The following is a 12,465-nucleotide window of genomic DNA, read 5'->3' as shown; positions in this document are numbered from 1 at the left end:
AAAACATGCACAATAAAAATTTGGAATTTTGTATTTTCACTAGAACAAAAAGGAAAAATATGTTTGTGAAATTATGAACAATTTCTGAATTATTGTCTGAAATTACCTATACTCATGTTTATCTGTATTATAATGTTATTATCTTGGATAAAGTGATAAAGGTGGAGATCCTCATGGAACAAGCTTTAAAAATTACAGGTGTTTTAGCTGACCCAACTCGTTATTACATTTATAAATATATTTCGCAAAAACATAGTTACGTAACTGTACAAGAAATTGCAGATGAATTCGATATTCATCCAAACGTAGCGCGTTTACATTTATCTAAATTAGAAGATGTTCATATGCTTAAATCGGAAACGAAGAAAACTGGAAAAGGCGGAAGACCAAGCAGATTATATGTCTTATCTGAAGATGTTATTCAATTGCAATTTCCATTCCGTGATTATCAATTGTTAGCAAGAATAGCATTTAATTCTTTACTTAGCCTTGGCGCTGCTGGTGAAAAAGCGCTATACGAAACAGGAAAACAATTCGGGGCCGAATTAATGCAACAACATATGCAACGTTTAAATGTGAGTGAAGATGCTTTAACAGTAGAGCAAAAAGTTCAAATTGCAAAAGAAGCTTTCTCAACAGCCGGCTTATCACCTGCATTTGAATTAAGTGCAGATGGAACAAAAATTTTCTATGATGTACACAATTGTCCATTTAAAGAAGTTGCTGTTCATCATCCAACTGAAATTTGTAACATGCACGGAGATATGATGAAAGGCATTTTTGAAATCCTATTCCCTAACATGGAATTAACTCGACATGATAGTCTATTAGATGGATGTAAATCTTGTAATTATAAACTAACAATTTAATTTATCATATAAAAAGAAGCCAATAATAATTGGCTTCTTTTTATATGAATGAATATTTACAATAGTAAGAAAAATAAACTATAATGAAAAGAGGTTTTACTTTTTCTAGAAAAGGAGGGAAATAGCATGGATCGCATGTTTCGCGTTCTCGGTTTTTGGACTGGAATTTTCTCGGTTATGTTTTACGTAGGAGATATGCAACAGGCTGCACTACTATTTTTAGGACAAACAGGTTTCTTCGTACTTTTAAGCTATTTAAAATTAACAGAGCGTATGTATATATACGTATTCGGGGCATATTTAACTGTTTTCTTCATAGGATTTACATACTACACGACATTTTTACTTGTCCCTGGGGCTGGACATTAAAAGATGGCATTTTGCCATCTTTTTTTTAATCCCGGAATTTCCTAGTTGACTTATAGGTTTTATTACCTTATATTCTATATAACAGATTGGAATTAGGGGGAATCAACATGAATACACTGCTTGTCGGAATTAACGTTGCAGTCATGCTCATCTTAGTTGGCGTATTATATTATATGCAACGTAAGCATGTATCTTTTAATAAACGTGTATTTACCGCTTTAGGAGTCGGAATTTTATTCGGTCTTATATTACAATTCATTTATGAGCCAACTTCTAAAGTAATTATTGAATCAAATACTTGGTTTGGCTTAATTGGTAACGGTTATGTGAAATTACTTCAAATGATCGTTATGCCACTTATTTTAGTATCTATTATTTCAGCATTTACAAAATTACAGTTAACGAAAAACCTTGGTAAAATTAGTGGTCTTATTATCGGAATTTTAATTCTTACTACAGGAATCGCTGCAGCTGTCGGTATCGCTGCAAGTGCAGGATTTGATGTATCTGCAACAGGCTTGCAACAAGGTGATGCAGAATCTGCTCGTCTGAAACTAGTTGAAGAAAGATTTACTTCTATTGAAAAGACAACAATTCCAGATAAATTATTAGAGCTATTGCCTACAAATCCGTTTCTTGATTTAACAGGCGCTCGTCCAACATCAACAATCTCTGTCGTAATATTTGCAGCCTTTATCGGCATTGCCTTTATAGGTGTAAAACGAAAATATCCAGAACAAGCAGAGCTATTTAAGAAAATGCTTGATGCTGTATATGCAATCGTAATGCGTATGGTAACATTAATTTTACGCCTTACTCCATACGGCGTATTAGCTCTTATGGCAAAAACAGTTGCTGGTAGCGATATAAATGCTATTTTAAAGCTTGGTAACTTCGTGTTAGCCTCTTATGTAGCACTTATCGTAATGTTTATCATTCACTTATTATTAATTGCATTGTCTGGTTTAAATCCAATTCAATATTTGAAAAAAGTGTTCCCTGTACTAACTTTTGCATTCACATCTCGCTCTAGTGCTGGTGCGATGCCATTAAATATTGAAGCTCAAAAAGAAAAGCTTGGTATCTCCGAAGGAATTGCAAACTTCGCAGCTTCATTTGGGGTATCTATCGGACAAAACGGTTGCGCAGGTATTTATCCAGCAATGCTTGCAATGATGGTCGCTCCAACTGTAGGAATTGATCCATTACAACCACAATTTATTTTAACTTTAATCGCTGTTGTTGCTATTAGCTCATTCGGTGTTGCCGGAGTTGGTGGCGGTGCAACATTCGCAGCTTTAATCGTACTATCTACAATGAACTTACCAATCGGTATTGTTGCTCTAGTTATCTCGGTTGAGCCATTAATCGATATGGGTCGTACAGCTCTTAACGTAAGTGGTTCTATGACAGCAGGTCTTATTTCAAGTAAATGGCTTGGTGAATTAGATCAAGATACGTACAATCAAGATGATACAAAAACTGGTGAAATTGCTTCATAATGAAAAAAAGACGCTAACATACAATTGTTAGCGTCTTTTTTATTCCGTTCCCTCTTTATAGATCTTATCTTGAGAATTATCACTCCAAGTATTCTTCTAATTGCTCTTTTAACTCTTCCTCAATCTCATAACAAGATTCATCAGCGAGTTCTCCTACTTTCTTACTACCCAAAATGTTTGATTGAATTGGCATTCCTAAAAAGATTCTTTCACATTCCTAAATTGGAATATCGTGAAATTTAATCATCTCTTTTTCTTCATCTAATATAGCTATAGCAACTGTTGAATAATAACCCACCTCAAAGGGATTCTCTTTTTCTCTTGCAAATCCCATATCTAATTCCATGTTTTTTTCTATGTATAAATGCGAATACTCTTTATACAATTTAAGTGACATTCGCTCTATTCCTTCTCCATACATTGAATGTTCTCTTTTAACTCCAACGTAAACTCCTGTTCTTTATATTTCATTTTCGCCTCCTTAAACATAGAAAAAGAGAATACAATAATATATTCTCTTTCCTCAAATATATTTCATTATCTCACAGCCCGTCCTTTTCACAAATAACCATTTTGTTCGCACCATTTATGAAATTGTCCTACGTCTACTCCAACTAACACGATATCCTTTAGCTCTACATCAATAATTTGTTCTCCAATTACAATAGCAAACTGCGATGCTAATTTTGTCTCATTTTTCTTTACAATTCCAATTCGGTTCCGATGCGGTCCATCTTTTATATATGCTTTTTGTCCTACAATATCAAAGTTCAAGATTCTCACCTCTTTTACTGCGCTCAAATTGGAAATACGATCTCCACCTCGGAAAATTTCCTTTCATTGCACTATTTCTCTATATATATGACGAAACAATAAAAGAGTCCTTCCTTCTTTACAATTATTTTTTCTTTGTTTCATTTTTGTGATTGAAACGTAAAGTTTATAATAAAATACACTTGGAAGCGCTTTCTATGTAATTTTTTATGTTATAATATAAAAGTAGAACTTCGTAAAGAGGGTTAAAAAAATGAATACAAAAATGATTAAAAAAGTAATTGAAGCATTAAAAGTATATGGCTTTCAGGATGTATCATTCTGTGACAAAACGAGGCAATTTTTATTTCATAACGAAACCGATATTATGAGCGGCTATGCAGAAATAACATATAGTAGTCAATTTGAAAAATTCAACGTACAAATTCATCCAATTGAAACACATCACCAAGCAGAGTTACAAGAGGTTGAAAGACATATACAAGCTTGTATAAGAAAAGTGGAATATTTAAACGCACTTCTTACCGGGCAGACAAAACTAGATGATAAAATTATTATTATGTAAAAAAAGAACGTGATTGAATCACGTTCTTTTTTCATTATATGTTCATCTTTTCCTTTAGTTGTAATCCTGTAACAGATTCTAATACATCCATCGATTCTCCAAATGTCATATCAAAAATTGTATTGTCCTCTATGTACGGAAACTGTCTGAAACGCTTTTCTAACACCTTTACAGCATCTGATGTAAAGTTTGCACTATCAATGCCAAATTCTGTTTCAAGAAGAACGATCCAATCTAACACATGAAAACCTAATCCATTGACGAATGCAATAAGTTTTTCTTCTGGGTTTGAAGATAAGAATACTTGGCGTTCCATCTCACTAAAAAGTTCTTCTCCTAAGATTTCAGCTAACTCATCATCATGTTCACGTTCAACAAGTTCTTCGTAGCCGTAATCATCCACAAGCTCTTCTACTTCTTCACTATCCTGACAAAGCAATTGACTAAGAAGTGCCTCTTTCTTAAATTCACTATTTTGTACGACTTCTAAAAAGCTCGTTTCCCATCCATTTTCTAATTTCATATTATGTACTCCTTTATATACGTTTCTTATCATCACTGTACCCAAAAGATCACTTTTATAACCTTTTAGGTAGTTACTATTATTTCACATGATTCATAACATAAGATGCAAACTCAGCTACATCTCCTTCAAAAATATTTATTTCTGGCAAGTGATAGAACGTTGTTTGGAGCGGGTTTCCTGCATGATATACATATATCGTTTTCTCTAGTGCAATCGCCATTCCAAACTCTGTATGGCTCCCGTTTCCGCCATCTAATATAAGTAAAAACACATCCGCTTCTTTTACAGCATTTTTTTCTGCCTGACCAATTTCTCTTAATTGTTCTTGATTCACTGCTCTTTCGTTTTTGGTCCAATCATATGTATGGTGCCATCCTGCATGTTTCAGTTCATTTGCTACGGAACATACAAGATGTTTATTTTGGAAACCTGAGGCGATATAAAAATTCATTTATATACACTCCTTCATTATGTATCGGGAAACTCCTTTTTAGCGTTATTTGTTATAGCTATAATAAATAACAACTTCAAAAAAAATCCCCATCTTTAAAACTTATTTGCGTTTAAATGATGGGATGCTTCATGGTCTTCTTTTATTTTTTGTTTTTTATAACTTTCATCAGCTAACATTTCTAGTTCAGCTGTTATCTCTGATTTTTCAAGCTCTCTTTCTTGCGAAAATTTCCTTGAAATATAAACAATAACACTACCAACGTACAACACAAAGCATATAATAAGTGCAGTATTTTCATAGAGACTTAGCTCCAACACAGTCACTCCTAATCCATTCGTATTTTCACGCTTCATTAATTGGAATTTCCCTATTAACCCATTTTTGTTATCCCGCTATTTGAGGGCAGTAAAACCCCCTCCTCAAATTCCAGTGAAAGCAAAGAAGTTAGATGGAGGATGCCCCCAACTGATTAAAGTTTCACTTTATTGTAACATAAAAATATCAATTCTTGGAATCTTTCACCCTACTAAAAGAGGCATGATTGTTTCATCATGCCTCTGAAATATTTTGAATGATTGTTTTAATTGCTTCTTTTCCATTATATTTTTTTAGTGCTGTTTTATACTTCTCATTATTTTGATTCAATTCTTCGACATACTTTATAAGAGATTTTACAGTTACATCTTCTTCATATAATACGGAGGCATACCCTTGCCTTTCAAAGGACTCTGCATTTAATATTTGATCTCCACGGCTTGCAAATTTCGATAATGGAATTAAAACCATCGGCTTTTGTAATGTTAAAAATTCAAAAATTGCGTTGGAGCCCGCGCGTGAAATAACAAAATCTGTTACCGCTAATATATCTGGCAGTTCTCCATGTACATATTCAAATTGTCTATATCCTTCTTTATTTTGTAAACTTTTATCAAGGTTACCTTTTCCGCAAAGGTGAACAATTTGATACTTTTTAAGAAGTTCTGGTAATGCTTCTCGAGCCGTATCATTAATTTTTTTCGCGCCCAAGCTACCTCCCATAATCGTAATAACTGGCTTTTTACGTGAAAAACCTAAAAATGCTAAACCTGTTTCACGATTTCCCTTCAGCACTTCTTCACGTACAGGAGATCCCGTATATATTACTTTTTCTCTCGGTAAATGTTTCGCCGCTTCTTCAAATGTAACAAATATTTTCGAAGCAAAACGAAGCGCAATTTTATTTGCTAGTCCTGGCGTCATATCAGATTCATGTAATAAAACTGGTACTCTATTTAGCCATCCTCCAATTACGACTGGTACGGATACGAAACCGCCTTTTGAAAAAATCACATCTGGTTTTAGTTTTCGAATCCTTACATACGCATCCATAACCCCCTTCATTACAAGAAAAGGATCTTTTATATTTTTTAAATCAAAATAACGACGTAGCTTTCCACTCGAAATACTATAGTAGGGAATGCCTTCCTTTTCTATAATCGTTTTCTCAATACCTTGGTGAGAACCAATATAAGAGATATCCCAGTTGTCTTCCTGTAAATATGGGATAATGGCTAAATTAGGTGTTACATGTCCTGCCGAACCGCCACCTGTAAAGACTATTTTCTTCATACGTCTCCCCCTTCTAGACTATAATACACTAAAATATCTTGCCTCAGGGTGAGAAAATACCATAGCCGTTACGGACGCTTCTGGCTCCATCATGAATCCTTCTGTTAATGAAATACCTATTTCCTCTGGATGAATTAAGCGAAATAGCTTTTCTTGATCTGCAAGTTCTGGACACGCCGGATAACCAAATGACACGCGTATTCCTCTATATTTCGTACGGAAACGTTCTTCCATCGTCAGTTCAGGTGAGTCTGGAATGCCCCAGCGGTCACGAATGAGCATATGTGTTTTTTCAGCAAGTCCTTCTGCTAATTCAAGCGCTAACGATTGAATGGCATGACTACGTAAGTAATCACCTTTCGCCTTCCACTCTTCAGCAATGTCCCGAACTCCTTCCCCAACCGTAACAGATAAGAAAGCAACATAGTCCATCTCATCTCCAATTGGGCGCAAATAATCGCCTAAAGTACGATAGGGAGCCTTTCCTTGTCTAGGGAATGTGAAACGCTCTATAACACGCGTATGATTTTCTGGATCATATATTACAATGTTTTGTCCGTCGCTTTGCGCTGGGAAAAATTGATACACTGCTTTCGGCTTTAACCAAGATTGTCCTTCCTGCAATAATTCATCTATTAAATCATTTAATTCATGTGCTCTCTTATCTCCCTCTTTCAAAAGCTTCTTCACATTTCCTTTTAATCCAAGGTGATGCCCAAGTAGCATTTGTCTATTTAAAAATGGAGCGAGATGAAGAGCCGGAATATCACGTAATACAATTCGTTTTGTTGAATCAGGCACCATAACCTCAGCCTTCGGTAATGGCTCAATTACTGTTGGAATTTCTATTTTCTTCTCCTCTTTTTTTACGATATGAAGATGACGTTCTTTTTTATCCTGTTTCATCTTCTCACGCTCTTCTTCTTTTTGAAGCTTATTAATAATATCGAGCCCCGTCATCGCATCACTCGCATAACAAACGAGCCCTTTATATGATGGTGAAATTCGATTATCTGTAAACTTTCTCGTTAACGCTGCACCACCTACAACAATGGGCACATCAATATTTGCTGCTTTTAAATCTTCAGCAGTCGTTACCATTTGTTGCGCTGATTTTACTAATAAACCTGAAAGGCCTATAATGTCCGGCTTCTTTTCTTGTACTTCTTGAACAATTCGATCCGAACGTACATTAATTCCTAAATTAATAATCTCATATCCGTTATTCGCTAAAATAATTTCAACGAGATTTTTCCCAATATCATGCACATCACCTTTTACAGTTGCTAATAATACTTTCCCTTTTTTTGCACTATCGCTAGATTCCATATGTGGCTCTAAATAACTTACAGCAGCTTTCATACTTTCGGCACTTTGCAATACTTCAGCAACAATAAGTTCATTATTATTAAATAGTCGTCCTACCTCATCCATCCCTGTCATAAGCGGACCGTTAATAATATCAAGAGGTTTTCTTCCTTCTTCAAGTGCAAGACTTAAATCCTCGTGTAATCCTTGTTTCGTACCTTCTACAATATAATTTGCTAGTCGTTCATCTAGCGTTAACGTTTCTTGCACAACGACATCTTTCTTTTTAGCGACTCGGTAAAAGTTTGTAAATTCTTCTAACGTCTCTTTCGTCGTTTCAAACAGTAATGCATCTGCAAGGTGTTTTTCTTCCTCTGGAATCGACGCATAGCGTTCTAATTTTTCCGTATTAACAATCGCGTAATCTAATCCAGCCTTCGTAGCATGATATAAAAAGACGGAATTCAATACTTCACGTCCAGCCGGTGGTAAACCAAATGATATGTTACTTACACCTAAAATCGTTAAACACTCTGGTAACGCTTCTTTAATAAGGCGAATGCCCTCTATAGTCGCTGCCGCTGAACCAATATATTCTTCATCACCTGTCCCTACTGGAAACACAAGTGCATCAAAAATAATATCTGACGGGCGTATCCCATATTTCGTCGTTAATAATTCGTAACTTCTTTTTGCAATTTCTAATTTTCTTTCAGCACTTACTGCCATACCATCTTCATCGATTGTACCAACTACAATTGCAGCACCATACTTACGAAGAAGCGGTGTTACCTTTTCAAAACGCTCTTCTCCATCTTCTAAATTAATAGAGTTGATAACAGCTTTTCCTTGAATATAAGTAAGTGCTCTTGCCATAACATTTTCATCCGTTGAATCAATCATAATCGGTACTTTTAACACTTTCGTAACTTCTGTCAAAAATTTCTCCATATCTTCTATTTCATCACGATCAGGATCTGCCATACAAATATCAATAATATGAGCATTTTTCTTCACTTGCGCTCTTGCCACTTCAGCAGCCTCTTCAAATTTCCCTTCTGCTACTAATCGTTTAAATTTACGTGATCCAATAACATTCGTTCTTTCACCTACAAATAACGGTCTCATAGACTCATCATATTGCAGTGCCTCTAATCCACTAATTCCATGTCCTTCTCTCTCATGATGGTCACGAGGCTTAAGAGATGCTAGTGCTTCTTTCATTGCTTTTATATGTTCTGGTGTCGTGCCACAACAACCACCGATAATATTAACCCATCCTTCTTCAGCAAATCGCTTCACCTTTTCAGCGAGAGAAGATGGAGACTCATGGTAATGTCCATCTTCATCAGGAAGACCTGCATTTGGATAACAAGAAATGTAACACTCCGATAAATCAGATAGTGAACGAATATGGTCCCTCATAAACTCCGGACCAGTCGCACAATTTAACCCAACAGATAATGGTTTCATATGTTCTACTGATAAATAAAAAGCTTCAATTGTTTGCCCAGCCAGAGTCGTTCCCATTGGCTCAATCGTTCCTGAAATCATAATAGGAACCGTTTTTTTCAGTTCTTCAAAAGCAGCTTGAATTCCAATATAAGCTGCTTTCACGTTACGCATATCTTGACTCGTCTCAACGAGTAATACATCAACTTCTCCCTTTAATAATCCTCGTGCCTGCCTTGTATAAGCCTCAATCAATTCTTCAAAAGTCACACCACCAGTAACACTAATTGCTTTCGTTGTTGGTCCCATCGCTCCCGCAACATATACTTCCTTACCGCTTTCTTTAACAGCTTGCTTCGCCAAAAGTGCTGCCTTTTCATTTAGTTCTTCATCTAAATGAGACAGCTCATAATCACTTAGTACAATATTCGTTGCCCCAAATGTATTTGTTTCAATAATATCCGCTCCAGCTTCAATATAAGCTTTATGAATCTTTAAAATAACGTCTGGTCTTGTTTCTACTAAATATTCATTACAGCCCTCGTACTCTTCTCCTCCGAAATCTTCAGCAGTTAAATCCTCTTGCTGAATCATTGTTCCCATTGCACCATCTAATATTAAAATGCTATTTTGTAATTTTTCTTCTATACACTTCATCAATTAATACCTTCTTTCACTTCTTGCTTTTCTCTTACATATTTAACAAGATGTTCTGTAATTTCATATTTTAAAAATGGTGTAATAAGATAAATACCATTAAAATATTTCATCGCTGCGTCGATCAATTCTTGCGAAATGCGAATCCCTTCCTCAATTGCCGCCTCTTTCGTTTCGTGTCCATCCATTCTCTCTCTTATTTCTTCTGGAAGAGTAATACCCGGTACCTCAAAATGAAGAAAATCTGCATTCCGCTTACTTACTAACGGCATAATTCCAATAAAAATAGGTTGTTCCAAATGCTTTGTCGCTTCATACACTTCTTCAATTAACGCGATATCGTAAATTGGCTGAGTTAAAAAATATTCCGCTCCAGCATCTATTTTTCGTTCCATTCGCTTAACCGCTGCTTTTAAGTGCCTCACGTGAGGATTAAATGCGCCGCCTACAGAAAACCTTGTCGCCGATCCAATTGATTTCCCTAAAATTGAACGTCCATCGTTCATTTCTTTAATCATTTTAATGAGCTCAATAGAGGACAAATCGTATACAGAAGTTGCACCAGGAAAATCACCAACGCGCGCTGGATCACCAGTTAAAGCTAACACTTCTTCCATCCCTAACGCCGATAAACCTAACAAATGAGATTGTAGTCCAATGACGTTATGATCCCTACACGTTAAATGTGTCAATACCGGGATATCATGCTTCGTTAATAACGCACCCATTGCCATATTAGAAATACGAGGCGATGCTAATGAATTATCTGCTAGAGTAATAGCATCTGCTCCCGCTCTTTTTAAAGCTCTTGCTCCTTCAAAAAACCGCTGTGTATCTAACGTTTTCGGTGGATCTAATTCCACTACAACTGTCGTTTGTTTTTTCGCTTTCTCTGCTAGAGTGACGTGAGCCTTCGAACGTTTCTCATGCGTATGAACAACTTTCGGCCTTTGAATGGTGTCTTTTTCTATTACAGGTGTAACATTCGCAACAGCGTGCTTCATACTTTGAATATGTTCTGGAGTCGTACCACAACAACCACCTAATAACCGAATACCTTGCTCAATAAATCTCGGCGTCATCGCCTCAAAATAAGCTGGGCTTCCCTCATATACGTAACGTCCCTCCACATAATTCGGGAGACCTGCATTTGGGTATGCTGATAAATAGCCATTTTGCGGAATCGATATCATTTTGAAAGCCTCCGTCATATGAAGCGGCCCTAGTTGACAATTTAATCCAACAACATTTGCACCGTAATCTATAAGTTGCTTTAATATTTCATTGACATCATTTCCATTTTGAGTCGTACCTGCTTCATGTAACGCTAATTGAGCAACAATTGGAATGTTCGTTTGCTTACGCAATACTTTAACAGCATGAAGTAATTCAAATTCATCGTAAAAAGTTTCTAATAGTAATCCATCAACCTGTTCTTCTAGTAAAGCCCCTGCCTGTTCAAGTAGCATAAACTCCCTTTCCATATCAGTCGTTGTAACGGCTCCGATATGTTTCATACCACCAATTGTTCCTAAAATTGCATTTTTATCTGTAACAGATGCTTTCGCCAGTTTTACTGCCGCTCTATTAATTTCTGTAACTTGATTTTCTAAGCCGTACATACGTAATTTCGCCTCATTTGCTCCATACGTATTCGTTTGAATTACATCTGCTCCAGCAGCTACATATTGTTTATGAATCGATATAATTAAGTCTGGATCAGATACATTCAATTCTTCAAAGCTACTTTGCAAGCCATGTGAATGCAATAACGTCCCAACCGCACCATCACCTATTACAATTCCTTTTGATAATAAATCTAGTAATTTCACGAATCTCCCTCATTTCTATCAATATAAAAACCCCCTCTTCACTTTGAAGAGGGGGACATAATCGTTCCTCCTCTTATTATGCAAAACATTCGTTTTGCAGGTATTAGCACCGTTTCAAACATTTCGTTTGAAGGTTGCCGGGTTTCACAGGGCCTTTCCCTCCACCGCTCTCAATAAGAGTTGTCTTTATTATTTTATTTATGTAGCTAAAAGGAAATGCGTTCCCCTTTTAACAATGTTTGTTAATTTTTTAATAAATTTAGCATGCACAAAAGTAAAAGTCAATGACACTTGCGGAAAAATAAAAAATATTTAAAATAAAGTTGCAATTCAATTATCTTTTGTTGTAAAGTTAAAAACATAATAAAAATTTCATACGAACATTCTTATCTAGAGAGGTAGAGGGACTGGCCCTGTGACGCCTCAGCAACCATTAACATTTTGTTAATAAGGTGCTAATTCCAGCAAATTGTGAAAGATTTGACAGATGAGAAGAAGACTCTATTCAAACCGAAAGCCTTCTTCTTAGAAGGCTTTTTTTATTTTATA

At 35.8% G+C, this 12,465-nt stretch carries 11 protein-coding genes, 1 pseudogene and 2 riboswitches; of the genes and pseudogenes, 4 read left to right on the top strand and 8 right to left on the bottom strand.

The window, feature by feature from the left end:
• Positions 1 to 173: 173 nt before the first annotated feature.
• The 3 genes from H6481_RS00910 (at position 174) to H6481_RS00900 (ending at position 2,740) form a co-directional block, all read left to right on the top strand.
• Positions 174 to 869, top strand: coding sequence for a helix-turn-helix domain-containing protein (locus H6481_RS00910; protein ID WP_000434107.1), 696 nt, complete (start codon positions 174 to 176; stop codon positions 867 to 869).
• A gap of 126 nt (positions 870 to 995) precedes the next feature.
• The gene (locus tag H6481_RS00905) at positions 996 to 1,238 is read left to right on the top strand and encodes a DUF2626 domain-containing protein (protein WP_000375619.1); all 243 of its coding nucleotides are present in this window, start codon (positions 996 to 998) and stop codon (positions 1,236 to 1,238) included.
• Positions 1,239 to 1,345: 107 nt separating this feature from the next.
• Positions 1,346 to 2,740 carry an L-cystine transporter gene (locus tag H6481_RS00900; RefSeq protein WP_001094344.1) on the top strand — a complete coding sequence of 465 codons (1,395 nt, stop codon included), beginning with the start codon at positions 1,346 to 1,348 and terminating at the stop codon, positions 2,738 to 2,740.
• A 79-nt stretch (positions 2,741 to 2,819) separates the two neighbouring features.
• On the opposite strand, the pseudogene H6481_RS28735 reads toward H6481_RS00900, so the two are convergent.
• Positions 2,820 to 3,211 (bottom strand): annotated as a pseudogene (locus tag H6481_RS28735) (hypothetical protein).
• A gap of 87 nt (positions 3,212 to 3,298) precedes the next feature.
• Positions 3,299 to 3,514, bottom strand: coding sequence for a DUF3912 family protein (locus tag H6481_RS00890; RefSeq protein WP_001008326.1), 216 nt, complete (start codon positions 3,512 to 3,514; stop codon positions 3,299 to 3,301).
• 253 nt (positions 3,515 to 3,767) lie between these two features.
• Here H6481_RS00890 and H6481_RS00885 point away from each other — a divergent pair, with 253 nt between their 5' ends.
• Complete coding sequence (locus H6481_RS00885) at positions 3,768 to 4,079, top strand: hypothetical protein (RefSeq protein WP_001093240.1); 312 nt, start codon at positions 3,768 to 3,770, stop codon at positions 4,077 to 4,079.
• A gap of 34 nt (positions 4,080 to 4,113) precedes the next feature.
• Here H6481_RS00885 and H6481_RS00880 read toward each other — a convergent pair whose 3' ends face one another.
• The 6 genes from H6481_RS00880 to H6481_RS00855 form a co-directional block, all read right to left on the bottom strand.
• A complete protein-coding gene (locus H6481_RS00880) occupies positions 4,114 to 4,602 on the bottom strand; it encodes a hypothetical protein (RefSeq protein ID WP_000764263.1) in 489 nt (162 codons plus the stop codon).
• Between the two features lie 79 nt (positions 4,603 to 4,681).
• Positions 4,682 to 5,056: a nucleoside 2-deoxyribosyltransferase gene (locus H6481_RS00875; protein ID WP_001012331.1), complete on the bottom strand. Its 375-nt coding sequence runs from the start codon at positions 5,054 to 5,056 to the stop codon at positions 4,682 to 4,684.
• Positions 5,057 to 5,151: 95 nt separating this feature from the next.
• Positions 5,152 to 5,412: a DUF3966 domain-containing protein gene (locus H6481_RS00870; RefSeq protein ID WP_000817964.1), complete on the bottom strand. Its 261-nt coding sequence runs from the start codon at positions 5,410 to 5,412 to the stop codon at positions 5,152 to 5,154.
• 196 nt (positions 5,413 to 5,608) lie between these two features.
• Complete coding sequence (murG, locus tag H6481_RS00865) at positions 5,609 to 6,667, bottom strand: undecaprenyldiphospho-muramoylpentapeptide beta-N-acetylglucosaminyltransferase (protein ID WP_182810933.1); 1,059 nt, start codon at positions 6,665 to 6,667, stop codon at positions 5,609 to 5,611.
• A gap of 18 nt (positions 6,668 to 6,685) precedes the next feature.
• Positions 6,686 to 10,084: a methionine synthase gene (gene metH, locus H6481_RS00860; protein WP_063548638.1), complete on the bottom strand. Its 3,399-nt coding sequence runs from the start codon at positions 10,082 to 10,084 to the stop codon at positions 6,686 to 6,688.
• A complete protein-coding gene (locus H6481_RS00855) occupies positions 10,084 to 11,916 on the bottom strand; it encodes a bifunctional homocysteine S-methyltransferase/methylenetetrahydrofolate reductase (protein ID WP_023523019.1) in 1,833 nt (610 codons plus the stop codon). Before H6481_RS00855 ends, metH begins: the two co-directional genes overlap by 1 nt.
• A 70-nt stretch (positions 11,917 to 11,986) precedes the next feature.
• Positions 11,987 to 12,096, bottom strand: a riboswitch (SAM riboswitch).
• 203 nt (positions 12,097 to 12,299) lie between these two features.
• Positions 12,300 to 12,410, top strand: a riboswitch (SAM riboswitch).
• Positions 12,411 to 12,465 lie beyond the last annotated feature (55 nt).

This window comes from Bacillus sp. ME78 (assembly GCF_903970865.1).
GTDB classification, from domain to species: Bacteria; Bacillota; Bacilli; order Bacillales; family Bacillaceae_G; genus Bacillus_A; species Bacillus_A cereus.
The sequence above is the reverse complement of the archived record's forward strand: the minus strand, read 5'-3'. Positions and strand labels throughout refer to the sequence as shown.